This window comes from Thermus albus (genome assembly GCF_022760855.1).
GTDB classification, from domain to species: Bacteria; Deinococcota; Deinococci; order Deinococcales; family Thermaceae; genus Thermus; species Thermus albus.
The window spans coordinates 158,916-185,268 of sequence record NZ_JAKTNR010000004.1 but is presented as its reverse complement, the minus strand read 5'-3'; the positions used below and the strand labels follow the sequence as shown (position 1 = coordinate 185,268).

General features: G+C 65.9%; 26 protein-coding genes and 1 pseudogene. 13 read left to right on the top strand and 14 right to left on the bottom strand.

The window, feature by feature from the left end; translation table 11 throughout:
• Positions 1-851: 851 nt before the first annotated feature.
• The 3 genes from L0D18_RS06255 to L0D18_RS06245 are packed head-to-tail and all read right to left on the bottom strand — an operon-like array spanning position 852 to position 4,624.
• Positions 852-1,235 carry an ExbD/TolR family protein gene (locus L0D18_RS06255; protein ID WP_243028019.1) on the bottom strand — a complete coding sequence of 128 codons (384 nt, stop codon included), beginning with the start codon at positions 1,233-1,235 and terminating at the stop codon, positions 852-854.
• On the bottom strand, positions 1,232-1,582 hold the full coding sequence (locus L0D18_RS06250; protein ID WP_243028018.1) for a MotA/TolQ/ExbB proton channel family protein: 351 nt from the start codon (positions 1,580-1,582) through the stop codon (positions 1,232-1,234). The genes L0D18_RS06255 and L0D18_RS06250 overlap by 4 nt, the downstream gene beginning before the upstream one ends.
• A gap of 60 nt (positions 1,583-1,642) precedes the next feature.
• Entirely contained in the window at positions 1,643-4,624 is a 2,982-nt protein-coding gene (locus tag L0D18_RS06245; RefSeq protein ID WP_243028017.1) for a carboxypeptidase regulatory-like domain-containing protein, read from the bottom strand.
• Between the two features lie 326 nt (positions 4,625-4,950).
• On the opposite strand from L0D18_RS06245, the gene ispG reads away from it, so the two are divergent.
• Both ispG and tgt read left to right on the top strand, forming a co-directional pair.
• Complete coding sequence (ispG, locus tag L0D18_RS06240) at positions 4,951-6,159, top strand: flavodoxin-dependent (E)-4-hydroxy-3-methylbut-2-enyl-diphosphate synthase (RefSeq protein ID WP_243028016.1); 1,209 nt, start codon at positions 4,951-4,953, stop codon at positions 6,157-6,159.
• Complete coding sequence (gene tgt, locus L0D18_RS06235; RefSeq protein WP_243028015.1) at positions 6,159-7,316, top strand: tRNA guanosine(34) transglycosylase Tgt; 1,158 nt, start codon at positions 6,159-6,161, stop codon at positions 7,314-7,316. Before ispG ends, tgt begins: the two co-directional genes overlap by 1 nt.
• A 58-nt stretch (positions 7,317-7,374) precedes the next feature.
• Here the strand turns inward: tgt and L0D18_RS06230 are convergent, their stop codons facing one another.
• Genes L0D18_RS06230 through rpmB form a run of 3 tightly spaced genes read right to left on the bottom strand, consistent with a single transcriptional unit; the run spans position 7,375 to position 9,525 of the window.
• Positions 7,375-8,472, bottom strand: a complete 1,098-nt coding sequence (locus L0D18_RS06230; protein ID WP_243028014.1) for an AI-2E family transporter — start codon at positions 8,470-8,472, stop codon at positions 7,375-7,377.
• A gap of 4 nt (positions 8,473-8,476) precedes the next feature.
• A complete protein-coding gene (locus L0D18_RS06225) occupies positions 8,477-9,172 on the bottom strand; it encodes a M23 family metallopeptidase (RefSeq protein WP_243028013.1) in 696 nt (231 codons plus the stop codon).
• Positions 9,173-9,228: 56 nt separating this feature from the next.
• The gene (rpmB, locus tag L0D18_RS06220; protein WP_243028012.1) at positions 9,229-9,525 is read right to left on the bottom strand and encodes a 50S ribosomal protein L28; all 297 of its coding nucleotides are present in this window, start codon (positions 9,523-9,525) and stop codon (positions 9,229-9,231) included.
• A gap of 73 nt (positions 9,526-9,598) precedes the next feature.
• Here rpmB and lspA point away from each other — a divergent pair, with 73 nt between their 5' ends.
• Entirely contained in the window at positions 9,599-10,048 is a 450-nt protein-coding gene (gene lspA / locus L0D18_RS06215) for a signal peptidase II (protein ID WP_243028011.1), read from the top strand.
• On the opposite strand, the gene aspC is transcribed toward lspA, so the two are convergent.
• Genes aspC through L0D18_RS06200 form a run of 3 tightly spaced genes read right to left on the bottom strand, consistent with a single transcriptional unit; the run spans position 10,045 to position 12,430 of the window.
• The gene (gene aspC / locus L0D18_RS06210) at positions 10,045-11,202 is read right to left on the bottom strand and encodes an aspartate/prephenate aminotransferase (RefSeq protein ID WP_243028010.1); all 1,158 of its coding nucleotides are present in this window, start codon (positions 11,200-11,202) and stop codon (positions 10,045-10,047) included. The two genes, lspA and aspC, sit on opposite strands and share 4 nt — an antisense overlap.
• Entirely contained in the window at positions 11,169-11,465 is a 297-nt protein-coding gene (locus tag L0D18_RS06205) for a hypothetical protein (RefSeq protein WP_243028009.1), read from the bottom strand. The genes aspC and L0D18_RS06205 overlap by 34 nt, the downstream gene beginning before the upstream one ends.
• Positions 11,466-11,509: 44 nt before the next feature.
• Entirely contained in the window at positions 11,510-12,430 is a 921-nt protein-coding gene (locus tag L0D18_RS06200; RefSeq protein WP_243028008.1) for a diacylglycerol/lipid kinase family protein, read from the bottom strand.
• A 17-nt stretch (positions 12,431-12,447) separates the two neighbouring features.
• On the opposite strand from L0D18_RS06200, the gene L0D18_RS06195 reads away from it, so the two are divergent.
• On the top strand, positions 12,448-13,086 hold the full coding sequence (locus L0D18_RS06195) for a histidine phosphatase family protein (protein ID WP_243028007.1): 639 nt from the start codon (positions 12,448-12,450) through the stop codon (positions 13,084-13,086).
• Between the two features lie 34 nt (positions 13,087-13,120).
• Entirely contained in the window at positions 13,121-13,975 is an 855-nt protein-coding gene (locus L0D18_RS06190) for a GNAT family N-acetyltransferase (RefSeq protein ID WP_243028006.1), read from the top strand.
• Here L0D18_RS06190 and L0D18_RS06185 read toward each other — a convergent pair.
• The 3 genes and pseudogenes from L0D18_RS06185 to L0D18_RS06175 all read right to left on the bottom strand — a co-directional run bounded on the left by L0D18_RS06185 (position 13,945) and on the right by L0D18_RS06175 (position 16,819).
• Positions 13,945-14,826: a histone deacetylase family protein gene (locus tag L0D18_RS06185; RefSeq protein ID WP_243028005.1), complete on the bottom strand. Its 882-nt coding sequence runs from the start codon at positions 14,824-14,826 to the stop codon at positions 13,945-13,947. The genes L0D18_RS06190 and L0D18_RS06185 overlap by 31 nt on opposite strands.
• Positions 14,827-14,833: 7 nt before the next feature.
• Complete coding sequence (locus L0D18_RS06180) at positions 14,834-15,280, bottom strand: tRNA (cytidine(34)-2'-O)-methyltransferase (RefSeq protein ID WP_243028004.1); 447 nt, start codon at positions 15,278-15,280, stop codon at positions 14,834-14,836.
• Between the two features lie 2 nt (positions 15,281-15,282).
• Positions 15,283-16,819 (bottom strand): annotated as a pseudogene (locus tag L0D18_RS06175) (ATP-binding protein).
• A 207-nt stretch (positions 16,820-17,026) separates the two neighbouring features.
• Here L0D18_RS06175 and L0D18_RS06170 point away from each other — a divergent pair.
• The 7 genes from L0D18_RS06170 to rlmN are packed head-to-tail and all read left to right on the top strand — an operon-like array spanning position 17,027 to position 21,780.
• Positions 17,027-18,355, top strand: a complete 1,329-nt coding sequence (locus L0D18_RS06170) for an ammonium transporter (protein ID WP_243028003.1) — start codon at positions 17,027-17,029, stop codon at positions 18,353-18,355.
• A complete protein-coding gene (locus L0D18_RS06165; protein ID WP_243028002.1) occupies positions 18,352-18,702 on the top strand; it encodes a P-II family nitrogen regulator in 351 nt (116 codons plus the stop codon). The genes L0D18_RS06170 and L0D18_RS06165 overlap by 4 nt, the downstream gene beginning before the upstream one ends.
• A 4-nt stretch (positions 18,703-18,706) precedes the next feature.
• Positions 18,707-19,612 carry an HrcA family transcriptional regulator gene (locus L0D18_RS06160; RefSeq protein ID WP_243028001.1) on the top strand — a complete coding sequence of 302 codons (906 nt, stop codon included), beginning with the start codon at positions 18,707-18,709 and terminating at the stop codon, positions 19,610-19,612.
• Positions 19,602-20,273: a molybdopterin converting factor subunit 1 gene (gene moaD / locus L0D18_RS06155; RefSeq protein WP_243028000.1), complete on the top strand. Its 672-nt coding sequence runs from the start codon at positions 19,602-19,604 to the stop codon at positions 20,271-20,273. The genes L0D18_RS06160 and moaD overlap by 11 nt, the downstream gene beginning before the upstream one ends.
• Before the next feature lie 50 nt (positions 20,274-20,323).
• Positions 20,324-20,548, top strand: coding sequence for a hypothetical protein (locus L0D18_RS06150; protein WP_243027999.1), 225 nt, complete (start codon positions 20,324-20,326; stop codon positions 20,546-20,548).
• 42 nt (positions 20,549-20,590) lie between these two features.
• Positions 20,591-20,734 carry a hypothetical protein gene (locus tag L0D18_RS06145; protein ID WP_243027998.1) on the top strand — a complete coding sequence of 48 codons (144 nt, stop codon included), beginning with the start codon at positions 20,591-20,593 and terminating at the stop codon, positions 20,732-20,734.
• Positions 20,731-21,780, top strand: coding sequence for a dual-specificity RNA methyltransferase RlmN (gene rlmN / locus L0D18_RS06140; protein WP_243027997.1), 1,050 nt, complete (start codon positions 20,731-20,733; stop codon positions 21,778-21,780). Before L0D18_RS06145 ends, rlmN begins: the two co-directional genes overlap by 4 nt.
• Here rlmN and L0D18_RS06135 read toward each other — a convergent pair.
• Entirely contained in the window at positions 21,749-22,912 is a 1,164-nt protein-coding gene (locus L0D18_RS06135) for an acyl-CoA dehydrogenase family protein (RefSeq protein ID WP_243027996.1), read from the bottom strand. The two genes, rlmN and L0D18_RS06135, sit on opposite strands and share 32 nt — an antisense overlap.
• Positions 22,913-23,011: 99 nt before the next feature.
• Between L0D18_RS06135 and L0D18_RS06130 the strand changes: the two genes are divergently transcribed.
• Complete coding sequence (locus tag L0D18_RS06130; RefSeq protein WP_243027995.1) at positions 23,012-23,716, top strand: Clp1/GlmU family protein; 705 nt, start codon at positions 23,012-23,014, stop codon at positions 23,714-23,716.
• On the opposite strand, the gene leuS is transcribed toward L0D18_RS06130, so the two are convergent.
• On the bottom strand, positions 23,694-26,327 hold the full coding sequence (gene leuS / locus L0D18_RS06125; RefSeq protein ID WP_243027994.1) for a leucine--tRNA ligase: 2,634 nt from the start codon (positions 26,325-26,327) through the stop codon (positions 23,694-23,696). The genes L0D18_RS06130 and leuS overlap by 23 nt on opposite strands.
• Positions 26,328-26,353: the final 26 nt, after the last annotated feature.

The following is a 26,353-nucleotide window of genomic DNA, read 5'->3' as shown; positions in this document are numbered from 1 at the left end:
TGCGGGAACTCCCCTCTCCACCTGGACCCCCTCTCCTCCCCAGAAGGGGCTCACCCCCATTCCCAGAAGGGACCTGTCCCGTGGAACCTCGCGCCACGGGCTCCCTTGCCGTCTCACCCTCCTGGGAGGGAGGGAGGACCCCCGCCCTCTTTGGGGAAAGGGTTTCGCCCACGGGCCTTTGGGGAGGTAAGGGGGAGGACTCCCTTTGCACCTCTTCCCCCCTTCCCAGTGAAAGGCGCTCCTCCCCACCCAAGGGCTCCCGCGCAGGAGGGGGAAGGTCGCTCTCCTTCTGGAAAGCGGGTTCGGCCACCGGCCCGGAGGGGGCGGGCCCCGTCTTCATCTCCCTTTCCCCCAAAGTTTCCTGAGCGAAGGAGGGAGCCCTGTCGTTCCGCTGAAATGCGGATCCGTCCGCCCTCTCCTCCCTCCCCTTCTGGGAGAGCCTAACCGCTTCAAGGGGTCCTTGGGCTAGGGGGGATTCCCGCCCCAAAGAGCCTGCCCCTCTCCCCTGGGCCTCCTTCCTCGGGGAAGGGGACACCCCCTCCCGGCCGAGGCCTCCCTCTATCGTTGGGGTAGGCGTACCCACCGGGTCTTCCCGCCCTCCCCTGGCTTCCCCATGGGCCCTGGAAGAGGGCAATATGGGTCTCCTTTCGGTCTGCCTCAGAGGGGGGCGTGCCTCCTTTTGCGCCGTAGGAGCCTCCTCCCGCTTTTGGAGTTCAGGAGGCGGGGTTTCCCCCGGAAGCTCCACCGTGTAGCGCACCGTGGGACCGGAGGCTTGAGGGATAGGGGGCAGGGCCAAGAGGCCCCACAACCCCCCCAGGTGGAGGAGCAGGGAAAGGAGGAGGGCCCGCCTCCTATCTCTTGACCGCCACCTCCAGCCTTGTCCCTCCAGCACGGCGCACCGCCTCCATCACCGCCACCACCCGCCCGTGGGCCACCTGGGCGTCCGCCTCCAGGCGCACGGGGGTGCGGTCCAAGGGGAGCGACTTTAGGGCCCCCTCCAGCTCCGCCAGGGAGGCCATCCTCCTGCCCCCCAGGGCCAGCCTTCCCTCCTTGTCCAGCTGGACCACCACGGGGGCCACCCCCCGCTCCCCTTCCCCTTTGGGAAGCTCCACCCTAAGGGCCCGCTCCTCCTTAAGGCCCCCCGGGAGGGCCTCGGGGAAGCGGGCCAGCATGAGGCCGAAAAGGCTAAGGAGAAGGAAAAGGTCTATGAGGGGGATGAGGTTTAAGGGCCTCACCTCCTACCCCCCAGGAATACCCGCCCCCCGTAGGCCACCACGGCCACCAGAAGCCCCATGCCCGTATTCACCAGGGCCTCGGCGATGCCCTTGGCCAACCCCTGGGGGTCGCCCTGGCCGGAGAGGGCCAGGAAGGCCCGGATCATGCCCAGGGTCGTGCCCAAAAGACCCACCAGGGGGGCCAGCTGGGCCAGGCCTTCCAGCCGCTCCAAAAGGGCCGCCTCCACCTGCCCCTCCCGCCGGAGCAGGAAGGAGGCGTAGAGGAGCAGGTATACCGTGTATAGGGAGAGGAGGAGCAGAAGCCAAAGGATTGGACCCCCTGAGACCAAGAGTTCCCCAAACCCCATAGCCCTAGCATAAGGGAAACCACCCCCCGAAGGGGGTGGCTTCCCCAGGAACCCTAAACCTCAAGGATTTTGCACGTTGGTGGTGTCCTGGACGAACCGGGTCACCAGGTTGAGGGGATCCGTGGTCTCGGCGTAGGCCTCAAAGGTGCTGATGCCCTGGGCGATGGCCTTGGCCCGGACCACGATGACCAGGCTATCGCCAGGGGCAAGCGGCAGGAAGGTGGCGGTGCTCTGGATGCGGGCTGCCGTGGGCGAGGTGGCCGTCAAGGTAAAGTTCGTATCCAGGTTGTAGGCACCCGCCCCAGTGCCCCGGTACACCGCAAACCCGCCACCGGCCGCATCCAGCTCCACGCTGGTCCCCGCCGTGCGGTAGATGCGGAAGTCCACGTCATTCAGGTTGACGCTACCCTGGTTGGTCAGGGTGTAGATGTAGTAGAAGGTGTCCCCCACCCGCACGGGGGTCCCAATGGTATCCACCTGCGTGAAGGGCCCAACACCTCCGTCACCGTAAACCGTTACAGAAGACGGCAGCGGGCCCTGCAGGGCGAACTCACCCAGGTTGGTGATGGTCAGGTCGGCATCCCGGATGAAGTCGCAGGCCTGCAGGTAGTTGCCCACGCTGTCGGGGTTGCCCGTTTCGCGGGTGTAGGGAGGTACGGGACGCGGGTCACGCCCTACGGGAGGCTCAGATTGCCCGTTCTTGACGGGACCCCATTCGTACTGGTACTGGTTGAGGTTCCAGGCGTAGAGCCGGGCGCAGTTGGTGAGCCAGTCGAGATTGTCCTCGTCCTGGTTCAGGCCGCCGGAGACCCGGAAGTCCAGGATGGCCCGCCAGGTGGCGCCCAAGGCCAGGTTGCCCACGTCAAAGGTCAGGGTCTTGGCATTGGCATCCAAGGTGCCAGGACCGGTGTCGGAGGAGGAGTTCACGTGGTCCAGGAAGCGGCCAAAGAGGTCCCGCACCTTGACGTTGTAGGCGGTGAGGGCGGCCTGGTAGTCAGCGGGGAACTGGGCCTTGAGGGTGGCGTAAGCGGGGTCAGAGGTAGCCCGGTCCACGTTTTGTGCGGTGACCACGAAACGGGCCGTGTCACCGACGGCGTAGACGGGATTCACCGCCCGCTTGTCCAGGGTCAAGAAGGGACGGACCACCCAGATGTCCAAGCTGGCCTCCTGGCGGGCGAAGTTCCCAGGCCCTTCAGGCGCCTCGCTGACCACCTCCACGATGTTGACCACCCGGTAGGGGTCGCTGTAGAGGGTGTTGGGCGGGTTGATGGGCGGACGGTTACCAAAACCACCCGTGGGATGGTTGGGGTCGTAGGCACCATCCACAAGACCATCGGAAATGCCGTCAGGGTTACCGCCTGGACGAACAGTCCCCTCACCGTTATCGTTCCAAGCATACCCGGGCTTGTGGCGGGCATACAGGCGGACCTTCACGGAAACGCTGCCGCCCGGCGGGATGCTCCCCAAGGCCGGGGTGGTGGTCCACCGCCAGGTCACCTGGTGGAGGATGGGGTCGTAGGTGGCGTTATCGGTGGCCGAAGCAAACCCCAGCTCCGCGGGCAACCTGTCCGTGATGACCGCATTCTGGGCGGGAACGTTGCCGGTGTTGGTAACGGTGATGGTGTACTCGTAAACCGCCCCCGCGGGCACACTGGCCCCTTGCCTAGGCAAGGTAACGTCGGTGGGCCCGAGGTTGAGCCCAGACCAGCCGATCACCCGAGGACCGGACTTGGTGATCCGGACACCCGTACCGCCCCAAGTCTTCGTAAACCTGTAGGACTTGAGGGGGAACTGGTATTGAACATCACCGTAGCTGGCCGTAGCTACCCACGTGGCGGTAACATCTACGCTGAAGGGGAGATCGTCGGGGGTAATACCCTCTTGCGGGGACCTGGGCCTGAGGGTAACCCCGGAGCCATCTAGGTCTACACAGGTCTTGCCATCGGCAGAGATCTGTTCGCAGCTGTTAACCCCAATAGAGGGATCGCTGGGCACCCAGCTTACCTTGCTGGTGTCGTTGATCGTGTAGACCATGTACCCAATGCCCTGAGAAGAGGGCGTGAAGGTGCCGAGATCGTCGGGCTGCTTGCGCCGCAGGAGGCTGTTGAAAGTGTGATCGTTCAGCCTTGGGCGATCAAAGCTGTAGTTGTTGACAATATTGCCCAGGTTACTCCCGGAACGGCTGCCCGTCCGGCGCACATCATTACCTGCCTGGTAGATGAGGTGGCTAACGTTGTAGAAGAAGAACTTGGCCTCCGCCAGTTGCCCGTTGGAGGAAACCACCAACTTGACGGGATTCTCCACATTGTACAGCGCACCCCACTCGCGGCCCAAGAGCTCAGCGAAAACCGAGGTGGCGACGATGGTGAAGCATGCTTCCCCATTGGCCCCGGTGACCCCAACAGGGCGGGAGCTCTGCGTGGTTACGCCACAGCCTGAGAAAACGTTCACCCCGTTCAGCAAACCCAGATCCAGGCCCGCCTCCACCACCGCTCCCGGCACCGGGTTACCCTGGCTATCCAGGGCGCGGACCGTGACCCGCACCGCCTCCTCCGTCTGGGCGGCGTAGAGGTCCACCACCTTGTTGGTGTTCCGCTCCCGCGCGGAGGGCAGCGCACCGGAGGCATCCTGCACGGATACGATCTGGATACGGGCTACCCTGGAGGTACTGTCGCCCGTTCCGCCACCGCCGCCGGACGGGTTAAGCCTGAGCGTCACCCTGGCGGTCTGGCCCGCCTGGACCGTAGCCGGGCTGGTGGCGGGTTGGTAGCCGCTGCTGCTGGCAGCTACGGTATAGTTACCCGCCGGCAGATTGGGGAACGTCGCCTTGCCCTGGTTATCCGTCACGCCCGAAGCGGTTTGGGGTCCGCTTACGCCCACCACCGCCCCGGGAATGGGGTTGTTGTTGGAGGCGTCCAGGACGGTAACCTCCAGGCTACCCTGCTGGGGAGAAGGCGGCGGCTGCTGGCCGCAGCTGGCCAGAAAAAGGGCCAGCGCCCCCAAGAGGGACACACCAAAAGCCTTGATCCTGTTTCCCTTCATATCCTCACACCTCCTGTGGCCTTTAGCTCTTTCCCGAGGGTTTCCGCTGTTTCCCCTCCGGGTCCGGCGCCAAGCGGGGTCCCTCTCTTTGGAAAACCCACTGCCTGGCATCCGAGGCTAATCTTACGCATAACCTCCTCTCATGTCAAGCCGGCTTTGCCTTACCTTAAGCCCCTGTCAGAACCCGGTTAACCCCACTCAAGAGGTTTTTCCACCCTCCCACCCCCTGGGGGCTAGGCTAGGCCCAGGGGGCTTAACGCGGGGTGAAGAGGGACTTAACGCCTTAGCCCCCTTTTACCCGCAGGGGCTTCCCGTAGCATAAGGGTATGCGACGCCCTACCCCCACGGTCTGGGTGGGCCGCCTGCCCCTGGGGGGCGCCCACCCCGTGGCCGTGCAGTCCATGACCAACACCCCCACCCGGGAGGTGGAGGCCACCACGGAGCAGGTCCTGGCCCTATACCGGGCGGGAAGCGAGCTGGTGCGCCTCACGGTGAACGACGAGGAGGCCGCCCAGGCGGTACCCGAGATCAAAAGGCGGCTTTTGGAAGAGGGGGCAGAGGTGCCCCTAGTGGGGGATTTCCACTTCAACGGCCACCTCCTCCTGCGGAGATACCCCAAGATGGCCGAGGCCTTGGACAAGTTCCGCATCAACCCGGGCACCCTGGGCCGCGGCCGGCACAAGGACGAAAACTTCCAGGAGATGATCCGGATCGCCTTGGACCTGGGGAAGCCGGTACGCATCGGGGCCAACTGGGGAAGCCTAGACCCCGCCCTCCTCACCGAGCTCATGGAGGCCAACGCCCGCCGCCCCCATCCCAAAAGCGCCCACGAGGTCCTCCTGGAAGCCCTGGTGGAAAGCGCGGTGCGCGCCTATGAGGCCGCCCGGGAGCTGGGCCTAGGGGAGGACAGGATCGTCCTCTCGGCCAAGGTGTCCAAAGCCCCCGACCTGGTCTGGGTCTACCGGGAGCTGGCCCGCCGCACCCCGGCTCCCCTCCACCTGGGCCTTACCGAGGCGGGGATGGGCACCAAGGGGATTGTGGCCAGCACCGCCGCCCTAGCCCCCCTCCTCTTGGAGGGCATCGGGGATACCATCCGCATCTCCCTCACCCCCGCCCCCGGGGAACCCCGCACCAAGGAGGTGGAGGTGGCCCAGGAGATCCTCCAGGCCCTGGGCCTCCGTAGCTTTGCCCCCGAGGTCACCAGCTGCCCGGGGTGTGGCCGCACCAAGAGCACCTTCTTCCAGGAGTTGGCCGGGACCGTGGGGGCCTACCTTAAGGCCAAGCTGCCCGAGTGGCGGGAAAGGTACCCGGGGGTGGAGGAGCTAAGGGTGGCGGTGATGGGGTGCGTGGTGAACGGCCCTGGGGAAAGCCGCCACGCCCACATCGGCATCTCCTTGCCGGGAAGCGGGGAGGAGCCCAAGGCCCCGGTCTACGCGGACGGGAAGCTCCTCACCATCCTCAAGGGGGAGAACCTAGCCCAAGAGTTTCTGGACATCCTGGAAGACTACGTGAAAGGGCGGTTTTCCAAGGCCTGATGGAACCCTTTCGCTTCTCCATCCAAGCCCGCTCGGGCCGGGCCCGGGTGGGGCTTCTCGCCACGCCCCACGGGACCGTGGAAACCCCCCTCTTCGTGCCCGTGGGCACCCAGGGCTCGGTGAAGGGGCTTTTGCCCAAGGACCTAAAGGCCATGGGCAGCCAGGTGCTCCTGGCCAACACCTACCACCTCCTCCTTAGGCCAGGCCCCGAGCGGGTCAGGGCCTTAGGGGGGCTCCACCGCTTTGCCGGCTGGCCGGGGCCCTGGCTCACGGACTCCGGGGGCTTCCAGGTGATGAGCCTGGGCCACTTAAGGCGCATAGACGAGGAAGGGGTCATCTTCCAAAGCCACCTGGATGGGAGCCTCATCCGGCTTACCCCGGAAAGGAGCATTGCGGTGCAGGAGGCCTTGGGAGCTGACCTCATCATGGCCTTTGACGAGTGCCCCCCCTACCCCTCGCCCCGGGAGTACCTTAAGGCCTCCATGGAGCGTACCCTGCGCTGGCTGGAGCGGAGCCTAAAGGCCAAAACCCGGCCCGACCAGGCCCTTTTCGGCATCGCCCAAGGGGGCACGGACCCCGAGCTTAGGGCCCTTTCCACCCGGGAGACGGTGGGCTTTGACCTGCCCGGTTACGCCATCGGGGGTTTGGCCGTGGGGGAGAGCAAGGAGGAGATGTTCTCCATGGTGGCCCTTTCCACAGAAATCCTCCCCGAGGGCAAACCCCGCTACCTCATGGGGGTAGGCCACCCGGAGGACCTGGTGGCGGCCATGGGCCTGGGGGTAGACCTCTTCGACAGCGTCTACCCCACCCGCACGGGCCGCTTCGGTTCCGCCCTGACCCCAACGGGGCGAATCCATTTGAAAAACGCCCAGTACTTAGAGGACCCTAAGCCCTTGGAAGAGGGATGCGACTGCTACGCCTGCCAAAACTTCAGCCGAGCCTACATCGCCCACCTGGTGCGATCCAAAGAGATGCTTGGGGGCATCCTCCTCTCCCTGCACAACCTGAGGTTTCTTCATCGCCTCACGGAAAGAGCCCGGGAGGCCATCCGGCAAGGAAGCTACGGGGCCTTTGCCCGGGAGTTTGCGGAAAGACGCTTTGGCAGGGAAGTGCCCCCGTGGTTCCGGGAGGCCATGGCGGCGGGGGGACACTGGTGAGGCCACCCCGCCCGGGCCACGGTGGGGGCCCCAAAAGCGTCCCCCTAGCCCAAAACGCCTAACCCTCCCGGTAGAACCGGCTTTTCTTGTAGTACTCCTCCAAAAGCACCTTCAGGAAAGCGGCGGTGGGCACCCCCAAAAGGGCCCCCCAAAGGCCAAAAAGGGTGGCGCCCACCAGGATGGCGGCGATGGCGGTCACGGGATGGAGCCGGGTGGCCCGGCCCACGATGAGGGGCCCGAGAAGGTTCCCCTCCACCTGGTTGGCCAGCCAAAGGACCAAAAGGGTAAGAAGCACCTTGCCCCACCCTCCCGTGGCCGCCAGGAGGAGGGCGGGAACCCCGGAGACGATCACCCCCACGAAGGGGATGAGGTTGAAGACCCCCGCCAGGAATCCCAGGCTGGCGGCCAGGGGCACCCCCACCAGGCTTAGCCCTACCCCCACCATGAGGCCCACCAAAAGGGCCACCAGAAGCTGCCCCCGCACATACCCCCCCACGCTCCGGTCCAGCTTGTGGGCAAGCTCCGCCACCAAGGGCTGGTAGGGGTCGGGGAAGACCCTTAGGGCCGCCTGGGCCAGGCGGGGAAGGTCATAGAGGAAGTAGACGGAAAGGGTAAGGGCGGTAAGGAACTGGAAGATGCCGCCCAGCAGGGAGATAAAGAAGCCTAGAAGGTTTCCCCCCTGACCCATGAGCCCCTGAAGCCAGCGCACCAGGGTGTCCAAGAACCCCTGGATGAGGCCTTGCAGGCTCTGGCCCGCCTCGGCCAAAACCGGCTTCAAGGTTTCGGGAAGGGGAATGGCCCGGATGCGGCCTGGCAGGTCTAAAAGCCAGGCAAGAAACGGTTCTAAAAGCCGGGGAAGCTCCTGGGCCAGGCGGGAAAGCTCCAAAACCGTCTGGGCGGTGAGGAAGGAGGCGAGGGCCAAAAAGAGACCTAGGCCCAGATACACCAAAACCACCCCCAAAAGCCGGGGAAGCCTTTTGCCCTCAAAGAAGCGGACCACGGGATGGGTCAGATAGGCGATGGAAAAGGCGGTGAGCAGGACAGAAAGGGCGGGCCAGGCCCGGAGGAGGAAGCGGTAGGCCAGATACAAAAGGAGCAGGTAGACCAGGACCCGGACATAGGGATTCTCCCACACCCGGGCAAAGGCCTCGCGCATGGGGCTATTCTAAATGGAAAAAGGCCTTGGCCTGCTTCAGGAGAGCTTCCCCCTCCAGCCCTTGAAAGAGGAACTTCCCCCGGTCGGGCTCCCCCTCCCAGACCTCAAAGAGGAGCCTAGGCGCCCCACCCAAAAGCCCCGTGTTCCCCACGTAGCCGATGGGGTCGCCCCGATGGACCCTCTGCCCCACCTTTAGCTTCCGGTAGGGCGCCTCGAGGTGGGCGTAGACGCTGATGCGGCCATCGGGGTGGCGGATCCAAACCTCGAGGCCCCTCAGGAGGTCCATCTGCTCTGGGGAGGCCCCGTTTCGCACCTCCTCCAAAAGCTTTTGGTACGCCTCCGGGGAGGGTTCCCTATAGTCCCCTTCCACCTTCACCACCTCCCCGCTGGCGGCGGCCACCACCCCCATCCCCCGCACCACGGGCACGCAGGCATCCCCCTGGATGAAGACGAAGCCCGGGCTCACCCCCTTGCGGTAGGGGCGGGGAGCCCCCGGCAGGTTCTCGGGACGGGTGGGCAGGCAGGCCCCGGGCAGGGGAAGCAGGTACCCCCCAGAACCCCAGGCGGCCTGCTGACGTAAAACCCCCACCTCCTGGCGCAAGGCGGCAAGCTGGCGTCCCCTAAGGGAAAACCCCAGGCTGACCACCAAGGCATACAGCGCCAGGGCCAAAAGGAGGTAGTGCCCCGGCTTCCACACCATGGGCCTATGCTACAAAAAAGACCCCCTCAGGGGTCACGCCCAAGGGGCAACCAGGGTTAAAGGAGCTTGAGAAGCCGTTCCTTGATCTCCTTGGCGGAAAGGCCCTCCAGCTTAAGCCCCTTGGCCCTGTCCAGAAGCTCGTAAACCTTGGGAATATGGCTCGTGGCCACCCGGAAGGTGATCTCCTGGCCCGCTACCCGCACCCGGATCTTTTGCAGGTTGGGGTACTGGCGGCGCTTGGAGATCCCGGTGGTCTTCCGGCCCACGCCCCCCTCCCGCTTGGCCTTACCCCGCCTCTCTATGCTGTTGGCCACGATAGGCCTCTTTCCGCTGATCTCGCACACCTTGGACATATGGCCCTCCCGTGCCCGAAGGCAAACCCTATGGAGTATAGCACAAAGGGGAGCATTGGGTAGACTCAAGGGGATGCCCACGGTTCTTGTGCCCCTCCTCCTAGCCTTGGACCAGATCCTTAAGCTATGGGCCCTGGAAAACCTCTCCCCGGTGCCCAGGCCCCTTCTGGGGGACCTCCTCTACCTCACCCTGGTGAGGAACACGGGGGCCGGTTTTGGATTGCTGGAAGGCCGGGCCTTCCTTCTGGGCTGGCTTAGCCTGGGGGTGGGGACCCTACTCCTCTATTTGCTAGCCCAAAAACGCTACCCCTTTTGGCCAACCCTGGCCCTTTCCCTCATCGCCGTGGGGGCCTTGGGCAACGGCATTGACCGCCTGGGCCGGGGCTGGGTGGTGGACTATCTGGACCTGGGAACCCCTATCCCCCTCATCGCCCACTTCCCCGTTTTCAACCTGGCAGATGTGTGCGTGACCCTGGGAGCGGCCCTCCTCCTCCTAGCCCCCAGGCGCAAGCGTCGCTTTTAGACCCTTTCCAACATCTGCGCGAACCGCTCCAGAGCTTTCCTGAGGTTCTCCTCGCTGGTGGCATAGGAGAGGCGCACGTGCCCATAGGCGGCAAAGTCGGTGCCCGGCACCACCGCCACCCCCGCCTGCAAAAGCCTTTCCGCCGCCTGCACCTCGTCCTCGGCGAAGGGGGAGGTGTCCAGGAGGACATAGAAGGCCCCGCTGGGACGCACCGCCTTTAGGCCCAGCGCCGAAAGGCCCTCCAAGAGAAGGTCCCGCCGCCTCCTATAGGCCTCCCGGGCCATTTCTATGAAGGCCCTGGAGGCCTCCTGGTTCGTGAGGGCCTCGAGGGTGGCCCACTGGGCGATGGTATCGGGGCTGGTGGTGGACTGGCTGGAGATGTCGGCCATGGCCTTGATGACCTCCTTGGGGCCACACGCGTAGCCGATGCGCCAGCCGGTCATGGCAAAGGCCTTGGCCGCCCCGTTCACGGTGATGGTGTGCTCGGGAGCCACCTGAGCCGGGGAGAAGTGGGCCCCCTCGTAGATGAGGTGCTCGTAGATCTCATCGGAAACCAGGTAGAAGTCGTGTTCCACCGCCAGCTCCGCCAGGGCCTTTAGGACCTCCTCAGGGTAGACCGCCCCCGTGGGGTTGTTGGGGGAGTTCACCACCAAGGCCTTGGTGCGAGGGGTTACGGCCCTCCTTACCCGTTCGGGGTCGGGCACGAAACCCTCCTGGGGAAGGGTCTCCACCTCCACGGGCACCCCTCCCGCCAGGCGCACCATCTCCGGGTAGCTCACCCAGTAAGGGGCCAGGACGATGACCTCGTCCCCGGGGTCCAGGATGGCCTGGAAGAGGTTGTAAAGGGCCTGCTTACCCCCCACGGTGACGATGGTCTCTTCCGGGGTAACCTGAAGGCCGTTCTCCTTGCGGAACTTCTCCGCCAAGGCCTCGCGCAGCTCAGGGATGCCCACCGGGGGAGCGTACTTGGTCTTCCCCTGGGCTAAGGCCCGCCGGGCCGCCTCCTTCACGTGCTCCGGGGTGTCAAAGTCCGGCTCCCCCGCCGTCAGGGCCACCAGATCCACCCCCTGGCGCCTAAGTTCCAAGGCCTTGGCGTTCACCGCCACCGTGGCCGAAGGCTTCATGCCCTTAACCCGCTGGGAAAGGCCGCGCATGGCCTAAGTATACGGGCCAGAAGGGGAAGACGGCAGGGGGCCGAGGAGGGGATGAGGCCTGGACGCCACGCCTGCCCCGCGGGTTCCAGGGGGTCTTGGTAAGGCATCAGGGTCCCTGCAAGGCTATCCAGGTCATCCTCCTCCCGGTAAGCCTGGACCGCCCAGAGGAGCCGCCCCCAGTCCGTAAGGCCCAAAGCCTCCCCCGTGGCCCCCACCTGGCGGAGGAGCTCCAGGGCCTTAACCTGGCCCTTGGACACCTCCATGACCGGGCCACCAACCCCCCTGCAAGCCCCAGCACCAACCGGTTTTATCCCGCACCCACCGGGCTTAAGAGGGGCGCCTCCCCTCTAGCCATAGCCCTTCCCCCCACCACCCTAAGGCCAAGGGCCTCCACCCGGGCCCGGTAAAGGCTGGTCTCAGGTAGAAGCTCCCCATCGGCATGGGCCGGCACGGGATGGGAAAACTCCACCGTCACCTCCCGGCCCGCAAAGGCCACCACCTGGGGATGGGAAAGGTGCCGACCAAACAGGAGCCGGGGCAGGATGAGGACCACCCCGGGCCGGGTGAAGGAGCGGGCCAGGATCACCGAGAGCTGGCCATCCCGGGGATCGGCCATGGGGGCTATGGGAATCCCACCCCCGTAGGCGGGCCCGTTCATGGCCGCCACCAGGAGCAGGGGTCCCCGGTGCACCTCCTCCCCCTCCACCATCACCCGCCCTTCGGGAAGGCGGAGCTCCTTAAGCACCCCAAAGAGGGCGTAGAGGTAGCGGGGCATGCCCCGGAGGAAGGGCGGGGCGGAAAGGGCCCTCTTGGCCACCAAGGCGTCAAAGCCGATGCCCAGGGAGGCCCCAAAGGGTTCGCCGTTTACCCAACAGAGGTCTATGGCCTCCTCTTGGGCGAAGAGGGCCAGGTCCAAGGCCTCTTTCCAGGGAAGTCCCTTCAGGCCCAGCATGCGGGCGAAGTCGTTGCCGCTACCGATGGGCACCACCCCTAAAACCTTTTCCGCACCCGCAAGGCCCCGTAAAACCTCATGCACCGTGCCGTCCCCCCCCACGGCCACCACCCGCGCCCCCGGGGGAGCCGCCCGGGCCAGTTCCGTGGCGTGGCCCGGCCCCTCGGTGAGGAAGGCCTTGGCCCCCTTGGCCCGCGCGGAACTCAGGATGGCCCCGGAAAGCCTCCCCACCTTGCCCCGCCCCGCCGCCGGGTTCACGATGACCCACCTTTCCACCCCCGTATTCTAGACCCATGGGGCTCCTGGCCCATTTCCTCCAAGGTCCCCACCCCAAGACCACCCTGCTCCTCACCCGGGCCGGGCCGGTGGAGAACCCAGAACACGTCCTCCACAGCCATCCGGGCCTTCCCCTTGCGGAACCGGGCAGGCAGGCCCTCCGCGCCCTGGCCAGGCTGGCCCAGGGCTACCCCGTGGCCTGGGTCTACGCCCCCGACAGCTTGGCGGAGGCCGAGGCAGCCGGGCTTCTGGCGGAAGCCCTAGGGGTGCCCTTCACCCTCCTTCCGGAACTCAGGGAGCGAAGCTGGGGAGAATGGGAAGAGCTTAGCTTCGCCGAGGTAAGGGAGCGGTATCCCCAGGAGGTGGCCGCCTGGCTGGAGGACGAGGCCGGCTTTGCCCCTCCGGGCGGGGAAAGCCTGAGGCAGGCCTGGGAAAGAGGGCAAAGAGCGGTAAGGGCCCTTCTTGGGCACCACCCAGGCCAAGCCCTCCTGGTGGTGGGGAACTGCACCTTAAACCGCGCCGCCCTAAGCCTGGCCTTGCCCCTTCCCCCGGAAGAGGGCCTCCGGGTGGAACAGGACTACGCCCGGCTTTCCGTGGTGGAGTTCTACGGGGAAGAGGGCGTGGTGAAGGCCTTGAACCTGGACGCTTGTCCCTAGCCCTAACCAGGGGCCAGGGGAGTAGACTAAGGGCATGATCCGGCCCGTGGCCCGCCAGGACCTTCCTGGGCTCCTTAAACTCCTCCGCTGGATGGACGAAAGCCCCAAGCGGGGGGTTCTGGCCCCGGAGGCCCGGGACCTCGAGGGCCTGGCGGAGGAGCTGGAGGACGGCCTGGTCCTCCTTAGGGAAGGGGAGGTGGCCGGGTACGTGGGCCTTTACCCTTTCTGGGATGGGGGGGCCCTCGAGGGGCCCCTGGCTTACCGGGAGGAGGACCTCTTACCCCTATTGCAGGCGGCGGAGAGGCGGGCGGAGGAGCTTGGGCTAGAGCGCCTCTACGCCTTCCCCCGGGAGGAGAACCGCACGGTGCGGGAAGCCCTGGAGCAGGCGGACTTCGGCCTTTTGCACCTCACCTACTTTTTCGTCAAGAACCCTGAGGGCCTGGACTACCCACCCCCCGAAGGGGTGGTCATCCGCCCAGGTTTTCCCGGCCCTGCCGTCTATCGGGAGCTCTACCGGGAAAGCGAGGAGGGCTGGGCCCTGCGCCTGAAGTGGACGGACGAGGAGCTTTGGGAACACTTCCAGGACCCCCATGTCCACCTCCTGGTGGCCTACCAAGGGGAGAACCCCGTGGGCCTGGCCGAGGTGGAGCTGGAGGACCATGAGGCCAGCGTGGCCTATATCGGCGTGGTGCCCAAGGCCCGGGGCCAGGGCATCGGGCGGGCCCTCCTGGCCGAGGCGGCCCGACTGGCCAAGAGGAAGGGGGCCAACCTCCTACGGGTCCGGGCCCACGACCACGAGACCGGGGCCTTGGAGCTCTACCGCAACCTGGGGTTCAGCCTGGAAGAGGCCGTGGCCACCTACGCCAGGGAGCTTAGGGCCAGGCGGTAGGTCTCCGCATGGGCCTCCACGGTAAGCCGGGGGTCGCGGTTATACCCCCCGCCCATCACCACCACCAAGGGCACCCCCAAGGCCCTCACCATGCGGAAAACCCGCTCGTCCCGCTTCCTTACCCCTTCCGGACTCAAGGCCAAGCGGCCAAACCGGTCCCCTATCAACACGTCTACTCCAGCGTTATAGAAGACCAGCTCGGGGCGAAAGGCCTGGGCCCTTTCCAGGGCCTCCTCGAGGGCCCGAAGGTAGGCCCCATCCCCCACCCCATCGGGAAGCCCCACGTCCAGGTCGCTTTTCTCCTTCCTCAAGGGGTAGTTCCGCTCCCCGTGCAGGGAAAGGGTGAAGACGGTGGGGTCCTCCTGGAAAAACACCGCGGTGCCGTTCCCCTGATGGGCGTCCAGGTCCACCACCAAAACCCGGCCCCCAAAACCCGCCCGCCTCAGCCAGGCCACGGCCACCGCCACGTCGTTGAAGAGGCTATACCCCTCGGCCCGGTCGGGGTAGGCGTGGTGGGTGCCCCCGGAGAGGTTGAGGCCCAAGCCCCCTTCCAGGGCATCCAAGGCCGCAGCCAGGGTTCCCCCCGCCGCATGCAGGGCCCGCTTTAGGAGGCTTGGGCTAAAGGGAAGGCCCAGGCGCAAGGACTCCTCCCGGGAAAGCCCCACGGTGAAAAGCCTTTCCAGGTATCCCGGATGGTGGGCCAAAAGGAGGGCCTCCCGGGGCACCTCCGGGGCCGGCAGGATGGGAAGAAGGCCCCTCAGGACCTCCGCCACCCCCCGGTACTTGTAGAGGGGAAAGGGGTGGCCTTGGGGAAGGTCCACCCTTAGGTGAGCCGTGCTATAGGCCCGCACCCTTCCATCATGCCCCAAGCTGGCGATAGGCTTCGTAGGCCGCCACCCCCACGGCCACCGCCAGGTTCAAGGAGCGCACCGGCCCCGGCATGGGGATGTGGACGCCGGGAAACCTCCCCAGCACCTCGGGGGGAAGCCCCCGGGTCTCAGGGCCAAAGAGGAGGTAGTCCTCCGGTTGGAAACGCACCTGGTAAAGGCTGGTCTTTCCCCTGACACTGAAGGCCCAAACCCGCACCCCTTGGGGCAGGCTTTCCAAAAAGGCCTCCCAGGAATCGTGGAGGCGGAGGTCCACATGGGGCCAGTAGTCCAGGCCCGCCCGCTTGAGCCGGGGGTCGCTTAGGCGAAATCCCAGGGGCCGGATCAGGTGCAAGGGCCAGCCCAAGGCGGCGGCGGTGCGGGCGATGTTCCCCGCATTCTGGGGGATTTCCGGCTGGTAGAGGACCAGGTGGGGCATGGCTAGAGGCGCCGGTAGCGGGTGGCCGCCCCCCGGCCCACCCGCTCCACCTTACCTTCCCGGATGAGGCGGTTCAAAAGGGCCAAGGCCGCCTTAGGGGAAAGCCCCAGCTCTCCCTCCAACTCCCGCCTTGAACAGGACCTTTCCAAAAGACGAAGCACCCGTTCCCCCAAGGGGTCCCGCCTTAGGAGGTGGTACCGCCCCCCTTCCTTGCGCAAAAGGCCCATGCGCTCCATGCGGGAAAGGACCTTCCGGGCCGCTTCGGGAGGAAGCTGCAAGGCCCGGGAAAGCTCCTCCAAGGTGGCCTCCCCCACCCGGCGCAGGTGGCCCACGGCGATGAGGTGGTCCAGGCTGAAGCCGCCCAGGCGCTCCTGGGCCTCGGCCAGCTCCCGCACGAAGGCCTCGTCCAGCTCCGGGTTGTAGAGGACCAGGGTGAGGGCCTCGGGGAAAAGGCGGTACTCCGGGGGCTCCTTCCCGTACTTGAGGAGGAGGCGGTACATCTTGTCCACCCCGCTTCCCGCCCGCTCCACGTAGCCCAGGCGGTAAAGGGCCTCGGCCAGGCGGGGGTTCCGCCTTTTTGGGGGGGTGGCGGAGGATGTTCTCTGGGGTTATCCCTGGGGGAAAACCCCCGGGGTTGGAAACCTCCAGGCGGTCCGGGTAGTGGTGCACCTGGATGGCATCCGGGCTCTGCCAGTCCCGGTGCACCAGGGCGTTGAGGAGGGCCTCCCGGTAGACCTCCTGGTCAAAGTCCCAGACCTCGAGGCGGAATAACCCCACCATCAGGTAACGCACCCGGTTCCGGGCCTGGATCAGGTCCCTAAGCCGCTCCAAAAGGGCGGGGATGGGGCGAAGCATATCCTCCCGGAAGGTGTACCCCTCCTCGCCCTCGTGGAAGTAGTAGCTCACCTCCGCCTGGGGAAGAAGCCGCCTTAAGGCCAAGGGGGTGCCCGCAAGAAGAAGCCCGGCCACCGTGGGCCTTTCCTCCCCCTCCACCCGCTCCAAAAGCCCCAGGGCATAAAGGAGTTCCAAATCCGGCAAGGCCGCCAGGTTGCTCCCCCGCTCCTCCAGGATGCGCCTTAGGCGCAAGACCTCCACCGGGTCCAGGTCGGAAAGGCTGGCCGCCGGCAGGACCTGGGCGGTGAAGTCGGGCTCCGGCAAGGCTTGGCCCATCCTCAGCTCCGTGAGCCTCCTGCCGTCCCAAAAGGGCACCCTCCCCGCCCCCACGGCGATGGCCGCCGGGCTTTGGGGCACGTGCAGGGCCAAAACCCGGCCCAAGGGCCCCTCCACCACCTCCACGTAGGGCAGCAGAAGCCCCTGGGTGAGCTGGAACAGGGCGTGGGTGATCTGCAAGGGGTGGATCTCCGAGGCCCCCACCACCCGTCCTTCCCGATCCACCCCCAGGAAAAGGGTTCCCCCCCGGTGGTTGGCCAGGCCTGCCGCGTAACGGGCCAGCTCCTCCGGGGAAAGGTCAGGGGGCAGGAAGACCGTGCGCTCATCCTGGCCCAGGGAAAGCCGCTTAAGGAGCTCCTCCCATGTCACGGGCATCAGTCTACGGCTTGAAAAGGGGAGATCATGGTGCATGACTGTTTAGCTAACTGTTGACATTTGTCCATTTATTGCATAACGATATGCACTAAGTATGCCCTTTTAGCTATGCATGTACCGATAGTATTCGCATATTGTCACACTTAAGCTTGACATGATGCACTGCCCGTGCTACCCTCACCCCTAAGGGGGTGATGGGCGATGCGCAAAACCCTAGCGGCAGCGTTAAGCGGGTTCTCGGGACTGGCCTTGGCGGCGGGGGTAGACGGGGCTGCCACGGCCTGGATGCTGGTCTCCACAGCCCTGGTACTCCTCATGACCCCAGCTTTGGCCTTCTTCTACGGGGGCTTGGTGCGGAGCAAAAACGCCTTGAACACCATGATGATGAGCTTCGCCGCCTTGGGGTTCGTGGGCGTGGGCTGGGCCTTGCTGGGATACAGCCTAGCCTTTGCCGAGGGGGGGGCCTGGATTGGAAGCCTGAGGCACCTCTTCCTGCAGGGGGTGGGCCTCGAGGCCAAGGGGGAGATCCCCCACCTCCTCTTCATGGCCTTCCAGGGCACCTTCGCCATCATCACCGCCGCCCTCCTCACCGGCGGCCTGGTGGAACGGCTGCGCTTCCCCGCTTTGCTCCTCTTTTTAAGCCTTTGGGGGCTTCTGGTCTACGCTCCTTTGGCCCACTGGGTCTGGGGCGGGGGGTTTTTGGGAGCCTTAGGGGCCTTGGACTTCGCCGGGGGTACGGTGGTGCACATCAACGCCGGCGTGGCCGCTTTGGTGGGGGCCTTGGTCCTGGGAGCCCGGAAGGACTATGGCCGCCAGGCCATCCTGCCCCACAACGTTCCCTTCGTGCTCCTGGGGGCCGCCTTGCTCTGGTTCGGTTGGTTCGGGTTTAACGGGGGGAGTGCCCTGGGTTCCGGGGCCTTGGCCGCTTTGGCCTTCGTGAACACCCTTCTGGCCCCCGCTGCCACCCTGGCGGTCTGGGTCCTTTTGGACCTCTTGCGCACGGGTAAGGCCACGGCGGTGGGCGTGGCCACGGCCATCGTGGTGGGGCTGGTGGCCATCACCCCGGCGGCGGGGTTCGTCTCCCCCTTGTCGGCCCTGGTGCTGGGAGCGGTGAGCGCCCTACCCAGCTATTTCTTCTTGCTCTGGCGGCCCCGGACGCGGCTGGATGACTCCTTGGACGTCTTCGGAGCCCACGGGATCGCCGGCACCACCGGCGCCCTCCTAACCGGTCTTCTGGCGGAGAAGGCCTGGAACGGGGTGGCCGATGGCCTTCTTTTCGGCAATCCCCACCAGTTCTTCCTGCAGGCCCTGGCGGTGGGGGTGGCGGTGGCCTACTCCGCGGTGGGTACCTTCCTTCTCCTTAAACTCACCGGCCTGCTCACCCCCTTGCGGGCCAGCTTCCAGGAAGAGGGGACGGGCCTGGACGTGACCCAGCACGGCGAGGAGGCTTATGCGGAGGGCGAGGGGGCCATTTTGGTGCTTTCCGAATCCGGCCCCAAAGCCCTCAAACCCCTAGGGGGTAGGGCATGAAGCTCATCGTGGCCATCATCCGTCCGGAAAAGCTCCGGGACGTCCTGGAAGCCCTATTCCAGGCCGAGGTGCGGGGGCTTTCCCTAAGCCGCATCCAGGGGCACGGAGGGGAGACGGAAAAGGTGGAAACCTACCGGGGGACCACGGTGAAGATGGCCCTGCACGAGAAGGTGCGCCTGGAGATCGGGGTGTCCGAGCCCTTTGTAAGGCCCACGGTGGAGGCCATCCTCAAAGCCGCCCGCACCGGGGAGGTTGGGGACGGGAAGATCTTCGTCCTGCCGGTGGAGAAGGTCTACCGCATCCGCACCGGGGAGGAGGACCAGGCCGCCGTGACCCCGGTACAATAAAGGTGTGACGGCCAGGCAGCGGGCCCTTCTCCACCTCCTGGTGGAGGAATACATCAAGACCAAAGCCCCGGTGCCCTCGGCAAGGCTGGCCGAGGGCCTGGGGCTCTCCCCCACCCTGGCCCGCTACGAGCTCATCGCCCTCGAGGAGATGGGCTACCTTTCCAAGCCCCACCCCTCTGCCGGGAGGGTACCCACCCGGCTGGCCTTCCGCCAGTACTCCCTTTCCCTCCTCCCCCCCAAGCCCCTTCCCGAAGCCATCCAGGAGAGGATCCGACGGGCTCTGGAAGGGGCCAGGGAACCCGAGGCCTTCCTGGTGAAGCTGGCCGTGGGGCTATCCGGCTACCCCGCCCTTTTGCGCCTGAGGCTTCGGAAGGCCCCTCATGTGCTCCAGGTCCACCTCTCCCCCCTGCCGGAGGGCACCTTGGCGGTGTTCATCCTGGAGGGAGGGAGGGTAAAGGAAACCCGGCTTCCCCTCTCCCTCCCCCCAGACCGCCTCAAGCAGGCGGAAGAGGCCCTCTCCAGGCCCTTTCTTGCCCTGTCCCAGGCCCCCAAGGGCCTGGAGGAGCTCTTCGCCCACCTCTCCCGGGCCCTCTCCGTAGGCCTCTCCCTGGTCTACCGGGAGGGCCTGGCCGAGGCCTTAAAGGAACCGGAGGCCAAGGACCCGGGATTTCTGGAGCGGCTGGTGGCCCTTTACGAGGCAGGGGGGGATGAGGCGGTCCTGACCCCTCCCGGCCGGGTGGACGTGCGGGTGGGGGAGGTGGAGGGCCTGGCCCAGGTGCAGGCGGGCTTCGCCCGGGGGGAGTGGTTGGGGGAGATCGTGCTTTTAGGGCCCATGCGCATGCGCTACCTCGAGGCCCTTTCTGTGGCCTCGAGCCTCAGCCAGGTCTATACTGGACAGCATGCGGGTTGAAGTGCGGCTTTTTGCCCTTTACCGGGAACAGGCGGGCACCGACCGCCTATTCCTGGACTTGCCCGAAGGCGCCCAGGTGCGGCACGCCAAGGAAGCTTTGGAGGAGCGCTTCCCCAGCCTAAGGTTGGATGGCGGCATGGCGGCAGTGAACCAGACCCTGGCCCAAGGGGAGACCCCCCTAAAGGAAGGGGACGAGGTGGCCTTTTTGCCCCCGGTTTCCGGAGGGCAGGACTCCTTTGGCCTCACCCACGACCCCTTGGACCTAAAGGCCCTGGTGGACTGGGCCACGGCTCCCGAGTACGGGGCGGTGGTGAGCTTCCTCGGCACCACCCGGAGCCCCAACCGGGGGGAGGAGGTGGCCTTTTTGGAGTACGAGGCCTACCCCGGGATGGCGGAGAAGGTCATGGCGGAGATCATCGGGGAGATGCGGGCCCGCTTTCCCTTGGGCCGGGTGGCCCTTTGGCACCGCCTAGGCCGGGTGGACCCCGGGGAGGCCTCCATCGCCATCGTGGTCTCGGCCCGGCACCGCAAGGAGGCCTTCGCCGCCTGCCAGTACGCCATAGACCGGGTGAAGCAGGTCCTTCCCGTCTGGAAAAAGGAACACCGCCCCGACGGGAGCTTCTGGGTGGAGGGCTTCTCCATAGAGGAACACCGGCTATAGCACCCCCTGGCCTTGCCGTCAGGGGTTCCCCTGGTAAAATCCCCCCACCCATGGCTTCCTTTTCCTTCATCCTGGGCCTCCTCCTTCTGGCGCTTTGGGCCCTGCCCCTCCTTTTGGGGTTCCTTTCGGGCCGGGCCTACCGGCAAGGGCGCAAGAAGGTGGGGCTTGGGCTTCTCCTTTTCGGTGCCTTTCTTGGCATCCTCGCCCGACCTCGGCCCTTGGGGGTGCTCCTTCTCCTCCTGGGCTTGGGGCTAGGGTATGGACGGTTACGGTGAGACCCCTGGGCACAACCCTTTCCCAGCCCCTACAATGGAAAGGTGACCGAGCGGCCCTGGCCCTACGAAACCGCCCCTTACCCGGTGGGGGAGGCACCCGCACCCGGCACCGGGGCCCTGAACCGGCGAGACCACCTCAGCCTGGCCCACCCCAGGCTTTGGGAGAACCACGAGGGGGTAGCATGAGGCCCATTTTGGAGCTCTTTCCCGAGGAGCTCCCCGGTGAGGGTTACCGCAAGGCCCAGATCGCCCACTGGCTCTATGCCCGGGGGGCTTTGGACTTCTCCGAGATGACCGACCTGCCCAAGGCCCTCCGGGAGGCCTTGGCCCAGGAGTGGCGCATCTCCGAGTTCGCCTTGGTGGAGGCCTACCCAAGCCAGGACAGAAGCGTAAAGTACCTCTTCACCCTGCTGGACGGGAAGAAAACCGAGGCGGTCTACATGCCCTACGAGAACCGCAAGACCGTCTGCCTCTCCAGCATGGTGGGCTGCCCGGCCGGGTGCACCTTCTGCGCCACCGGGGCCTTGGGCTTTGGCCGCAACCTCACGGCAGGGGAAATCCTCTCCCAGCTCCTGGCCATCGCCCACCACCAGGGCATCCCTCCCCGGGATATCCGCAACGTGGTCCTCATGGGCATGGGGGAGCCCCTTTTGAACCTGGAGAACGTGCTAAAGGCGGTGCGTACCATGCTCCACCCCAAGGGCCTGGCCATGAGCCCAAGGCGCATCACCCTTTCCACCGTGGGCATCCCCAAGGGCATTTACCGCCTGGCGGAGGAGGACTTAGGGGTGCGGCTTGCCCTTTCCCTCCACGCCCCCGACGACGAAACCAGAAGAAGGATCATCCCCACCGCCCATCGCTACTCCGTGGCGGAGATCCTTAAGGCGGTGCGCCACTACTACGCCAAGACCAAAAGGCGCGTTACCTTTGAATACACCCTCCTCAAGGGCCTAAATGACCACCCTTGGCAGGCCCGGCTTCTCGCCAAGCTCCTTAAGGGCATCAGCGCCCACGTGAACCTGATCCCCTTTAACCCATGGGAAGGGGCCCCGGTGGAGGGCACCCCCAGGCCCGGCATCCTGGCCTTCGCCGAGGAGCTGAGGCGCCAGGGGATTCCCACCTCCATCCGCTTTAGCCGGGGGCAGGACGTGGGGGCGGCCTGCGGCCAGCTGGCCCTGAAGGCCCCCAAGACCCTAACCTTCACACCGACGCTAGAAGGCGCCGGGCAATGATGAGCTTCAGGATCTCGCTGGTCCCCTCCCCGATGCGGGTTAGGCGGGCATCCCGCCAGTAGCGCTCCACGGGGTAGTCCTTGATGTAGCCGTACCCCCCAAGGACCTGGATGGCCTCGTCGCAGGCCCTTACCGCCACCTCGCTGGCGAAGAACTTGGCCTGGGCGGCCTCGAGGGTAAAGGGCCTCCCCGCATCCTTAAGCTCCGCCGCCTTTAGGTAAAGAAGCCTTGCCGCCTCCAGCTCCGTGGCCGCCTCCGCCAGCTTGAAGGAAACCCCCTGGTACTCGGCGATGGGCCTGCCGAAGGCCTCCCGCTCCTTGGCGTAGCGCAGGGCATAGTCCAAGGCCGCCCTCCCCAGGCCCACCGCCATGGCGGCGATCCCAATCCTTCCCCCATCCAACACCTGAAGCACGTGGTAAAACCCCTTGCCCCGCTCCCCCAAAAGGCCTTCCTCCTGGACAAAGAGGTCCTCCAGGAGGAGCTGGGCGGTGTCGGAGGCCGCAAGGCCCAGCTTCTCCTCCTTGCGGCCGATGCGCAGGCCCCTCTCGGGGCGGAAGAAGGCGAAGGCGGAGATGCCCAGGTGCTTCTTCTCCGGGCTTGGCGGGGGGTCGGTGCGGGCCACGATCACGTAGACCCCGGCCACGCTCCCCTGGGTGATGAACTGCTTGGTTCCGTTCAGAACATACCCTCCGGCCACCGCCTCCGCCCGGGTCCTTAGGGCGGCGGCATCCGACCCCGCCCCCGGCTCCGTGAGCCCCCAGGCCCCCAGGGCCTCCCCCGAGGCCAGCTTGGGTAGGAAGGTCCTCTTCTGCTCCTCGTTCCCCGCCAGGAGGATGTGCCCCGTGGCCAAGGAGTTGTGGCTGGCCACGGTGAGGGCCAAGGCCCCATCGTAGTAGGCGATCTCCTCCACCATGCGGGCGAAAAGCCGGCTCGTTAGCCCTGCCCCCCCATAGGCCTCGGGCACCGTGGCCCCGAAGACGCCAAACTGGGCCAGCTTCCCCACCAGCTCAAAGGGAAAGGCCCCCGTCCGGTCCCTCTCCGCGGCCCCCGGGGCCACCTCCGCCCGCAAGAACTCGCGAAAGGGGCCCAAGACCGCCCGCTCCTCCCGGCTTTCCTCAAACCATAGCTCCATGGTAGGGCCAGTATATCACTTTCTTGCGAAAAGGCAAAAATACGTTACATCACAGAAGGCCCCTGGCGCCCTAAGCCCTCCCGGGATACCTTCAAGGGGATGCTCCTCCTCACGGGCCCCACGGACGCAGGGAAGACCACCCTGGCCTTCAGGCTTTTGGCGAAGCTGGGGGAGGCCTACCTCCTGGACCTGGACCCGGGGCAAGGGGCCTTACCTGGGGCTTTTACCCTCTTTCACCACCGGGAAGGAGCCCTCACCCCCTTGCGCCGCTACCTCCTGGGGGCCCTCTCCCCTAGGGGCGTGGAGGCCCGGGCGGTGGTGGGGGCCTTGCGCCTGGCCCGGCTCATCCCCCCAGGAAGCCCCACGGTGGCCGACACCGATGGCTATCTGGACCCTGAGTTTCGCCTCTTGCAGGTGGAAGCCCTCCGGCCGGCGGAGGTTCTGGTGCTGGGGTGGGAGGCCTTTTACGAGGCCCTTTCTTGGCGCAAGGACCTAAGGGTGCGCCTGGTCCCGCCCTTGCCTGAGGCCCGCAGAAAGACCGCGGCCCAGAGGCGAAAGAACAGGCAGGAACGGCTCCTTGCCCACTTCCAGGGGGCCCAAGCCCGCCTCCTGCCCCTGGAGGTGGACCCCGAGGAGCGGGACCGGCTCTATGGTTTTCTGGACGGGGAAGGGTTCTTCCTGGGCTATGGCCGGCTTTTGGCCTGGACCCGGGGAGAGGGGTTCTTCCTCACCCCCGTCCAGGGGGAGGTGGCCCAGGTGGTCCCCACCCGGCTCCTCCTCCCTATCCCCGCACTACCAGGTTGAGAATCCTGCCAGGGACATAGATTTCCTTCAGGATCTCCTTCCCCTCCAGGTGGGCTTGGATGTTCCTCACCTTGAGGGCCTCGGCCTTGGCCACCTCCAGGGGAGCGTCCTTGGGAATCAGGATGGTTCCCCGCACCCTGCCGTTCACCTGCACCGCCACCTCCACCACATCCTTTTCCAGGGCCTTCTCGTCCAGCTCGGGCCAGCCCGCCTCAAAGAGGCTATCCGGCCAGAACCAGTGCCATAGCTCCTCGGCGATGTGGGGGGCGAAGGGGAAGAGCATCTGCAGGTAGTAGCGGATGGCGGTGCGGTAGAGGGGGGTTACGGGCCGCAGTTTGCGGTAGTCGTAAAGGGCGTTCAGAAGCTCCATGAGGGCGGCGATGGCGGTGTTGAAGCGCAAGGCCTCGAGGTCCTCCGTGACCTTCTTGAGGGTCTGGTGAAGCTTCCCGTAAAGCTCCTTGTCGGGGCCCTCGAGGGCCTCGGCGGCAAACCGGCCCGAGGTGGCCAAAAGGGCCTCCCGGTCCTCCGCCACCCGGCGCCAGACGCGGTTTAGGAAGCGCCAGGCCCCCTGGACCCCTTCTTCCGTCCAGACCATCTCGTTCTCCGGAGGGGCGGCAAAAAGGATGGTGATGCGGGCGATATCCGCCCCCTCCTCCTTCACGAAGGGCCCCACCATGACCCCGTTGCCCTTGGATTTGCTCATGACCGCAGGCTTCCAGAAGTGCAAAGTGCCGTCCTCGTGGGGCCTGAGCTCGGCCCCCATCTTCCGCACCTCCTCCAGGGAAAGCTCCTTTTCGGGGATCTCCAGGCGGATGCGGGTGGCCTCGGGCAGGCGCACCTTTTCCCCTTCCACCTCCACGGGGCCGAAATCCGTCCAGGCCAGGACCATGCCCTGGGTGAAAAGCCCCTGGAAGGGCTCCTCCACCTTCACCATCCCCAGGTCGTGGAGGAACTTGGTGAAGAAGCGGCTATAGAGGAGGTGGAGCACCGCGTGCTCCACCCCGCCGATGTACTGGTCCACGGGCATCCAGAAGTTGGCCTTTTCGGGGTCAAAGGGAAGCCGGTCGTTTTTGGGGTCGGTGTAGCGCAGGTAGTACCAGCTGGAGTCAAAGAAGGTGTCCATGGTGTCCGTGTCCCGCTTGGCGGGGCCACCGCACTTGGGGCAGGTGGTCTCGTAGAACTCGGGGTGGGCCTCGAGGGGGCTTTTCCCCTTGGGGCGGATGTCCTCTATGTCCTTGAGGTCGGGGAGGAGGACGGGAAGCTCCTCCTCGGGGACCGGTACCACCCCGCAGGCCCCGCAGTGGACCATGGGGATGGGGGTGCCCCAGTAGCGCTGGCGGCTTATCAGCCAGTCCCGAAGGCGGTAGGTGATCCTGGCCTTCCCCAGGCCCTTCTCCTCCAGCCAGGCGATGACCTTCTTCTTGCCTTCCTCGCTCATCAGCCCATCAAAGGGCCCGGAGTTCACCATGATGCCGGGCTCCTCGTAGGCGGCCTCCAAGGGCTCGGGCAAGGGCTTTTCCGGGCGCTCGATCACCTTGCGGATGGGAAGGCCGAACTTCTTGGCGAACTCAAAGTCCCTCTGGTCGTGCCCCGGCACGGCCATGATGGCCCCGGTGCCGTAGCCATAGAGGACATAGTCCGCGGTGTAGATGGGAATCCGCTCCCCGGTGGCCGGGTTCAGGGCGTAGGCCCCCAGAAAGACCCCGGTCTTCTCCCGGCCCTCCGCCTGGCGCTCGATCTCCGTCTTGCGCTTGGCGGCCTCCACATAGGCCTCCACCTCGGCCCTCCTTTCCGGAGAGGCCAACTGAAGGGTAAGGGGGTGCTCCGGGGCCAGGACCATGAAGGTGGCCCCGAAGAGGGTATCGGGCCGGGTGGTGAAGACGGTGATGGCCTCCCCACCCTCCACGGGGAACCGTATCTCCGCCCCCTCGGAGCGGCCGATCCAGGCCCGCTGCATGGCCTTCACCTTCTCCGGCCAGTCCAGGCCCTCCAGGTCCTGAAGGAGCCTTTCCGCATAGGCGGTGATGCGCAGATACCACTGCTCCAGCTCCCGCTTCTCCACCGGGGTGTCCTCGTGCCGCCAGCATCGGCCCTCCACCACCTGCTCGTTGGCCAAGACCGTCTGGCACTTGGGGCACCAGTTGACGAGGCCCTTAGCCCGGTAGGCCAGGCCCTTTTCCCACATCTTGAGGAAGATCCACTGGTTGAAGCGGTAGTAGTCGGGCTCGCAGGTGGTCACCTCCCGGTCCCAGTCGTAGAGGATGCCCATGAGCTCGAGGCTCTCCTTGGCCTGGCGGATGTTCTCGTAGGTCCAGTCCCGGGGGTGGAGGCCGAACTTAAGGGCGGCGTTCTCCGCCGGCAGGCCAAAGGCGTCCCAGCCCATGGGGTGCAGGACCTCGTAGCCCTGCACCTTGCGGAAGCGGGCCAGGACATCCCCCATGGTGTAGTTCTTCAGGTGGCCCATGTGGAGGTCGCCGGAGGGGTAGGGGAACATGACCAAAACGTACTGCTTTCCCCTTTTCCCCGGGGCCTCCCTAGCCTTCATGAAGCCCTTTTCCTTCCAGAAGCGTTGCCATTTGGGCTCTATGGCGTGCGGGTTGTACCTCTCCATGCTGGGTCTCCTCCCAAAAAAACCCT

What these genes read in the sequence shown, in the direction of transcription:
- L0D18_RS06250 (WP_243028018.1), bottom strand. Translation starts at nt 1,582, where the DNA reads ATGGGGTTTGGGGAACTCTTGGTCTCAGGGGGTCCAATCCTTTGGCTT.
- L0D18_RS06245 (WP_243028017.1), bottom strand. Translation starts at nt 4,624, where the DNA reads ATGAAGGGAAACAGGATCAAGGCTTTTGGTGTGTCCCTCTTGGGGGCG.
- ispG (WP_243028016.1), top strand. Translation starts at nt 4,951, where the DNA reads ATGCGACGCCCTACCCCCACGGTCTGGGTGGGCCGCCTGCCCCTGGGG.
- tgt (WP_243028015.1), top strand. Translation starts at nt 6,159, where the DNA reads ATGGAACCCTTTCGCTTCTCCATCCAAGCCCGCTCGGGCCGGGCCCGG.
- L0D18_RS06230 (WP_243028014.1), bottom strand. Translation starts at nt 8,472, where the DNA reads ATGCGCGAGGCCTTTGCCCGGGTGTGGGAGAATCCCTATGTCCGGGTC.
- L0D18_RS06225 (WP_243028013.1), bottom strand. Translation starts at nt 9,172, where the DNA reads ATGGTGTGGAAGCCGGGGCACTACCTCCTTTTGGCCCTGGCGCTGTAT.
- rpmB (WP_243028012.1), bottom strand. Translation starts at nt 9,525, where the DNA reads ATGTCCAAGGTGTGCGAGATCAGCGGAAAGAGGCCTATCGTGGCCAAC.
- lspA (WP_243028011.1), top strand. Translation starts at nt 9,599, where the DNA reads ATGCCCACGGTTCTTGTGCCCCTCCTCCTAGCCTTGGACCAGATCCTT.
- aspC (WP_243028010.1), bottom strand. Translation starts at nt 11,202, where the DNA reads ATGCGCGGCCTTTCCCAGCGGGTTAAGGGCATGAAGCCTTCGGCCACG.
- L0D18_RS06205 (WP_243028009.1), bottom strand. Translation starts at nt 11,465, where the DNA reads ATGGAGGTGTCCAAGGGCCAGGTTAAGGCCCTGGAGCTCCTCCGCCAG.
- L0D18_RS06195 (WP_243028007.1), top strand. Translation starts at nt 12,448, where the DNA reads ATGGGGCTCCTGGCCCATTTCCTCCAAGGTCCCCACCCCAAGACCACC.
- L0D18_RS06190 (WP_243028006.1), top strand. Translation starts at nt 13,121, where the DNA reads ATGATCCGGCCCGTGGCCCGCCAGGACCTTCCTGGGCTCCTTAAACTC.
- L0D18_RS06180 (WP_243028004.1), bottom strand. Translation starts at nt 15,280, where the DNA reads ATGCCCCACCTGGTCCTCTACCAGCCGGAAATCCCCCAGAATGCGGGG.
- L0D18_RS06170 (WP_243028003.1), top strand. Translation starts at nt 17,027, where the DNA reads ATGCGCAAAACCCTAGCGGCAGCGTTAAGCGGGTTCTCGGGACTGGCC.
- L0D18_RS06165 (WP_243028002.1), top strand. Translation starts at nt 18,352, where the DNA reads ATGAAGCTCATCGTGGCCATCATCCGTCCGGAAAAGCTCCGGGACGTC.
- moaD (WP_243028000.1), top strand. Translation starts at nt 19,602, where the DNA reads ATGCGGGTTGAAGTGCGGCTTTTTGCCCTTTACCGGGAACAGGCGGGC.
- L0D18_RS06150 (WP_243027999.1), top strand. Translation starts at nt 20,324, where the DNA reads ATGGCTTCCTTTTCCTTCATCCTGGGCCTCCTCCTTCTGGCGCTTTGG.
- rlmN (WP_243027997.1), top strand. Translation starts at nt 20,731, where the DNA reads ATGAGGCCCATTTTGGAGCTCTTTCCCGAGGAGCTCCCCGGTGAGGGT.
- L0D18_RS06135 (WP_243027996.1), bottom strand. Translation starts at nt 22,912, where the DNA reads ATGGAGCTATGGTTTGAGGAAAGCCGGGAGGAGCGGGCGGTCTTGGGC.
- L0D18_RS06130 (WP_243027995.1), top strand. Translation starts at nt 23,012, where the DNA reads ATGCTCCTCCTCACGGGCCCCACGGACGCAGGGAAGACCACCCTGGCC.
- leuS (WP_243027994.1), bottom strand. Translation starts at nt 26,327, where the DNA reads ATGGAGAGGTACAACCCGCACGCCATAGAGCCCAAATGGCAACGCTTC.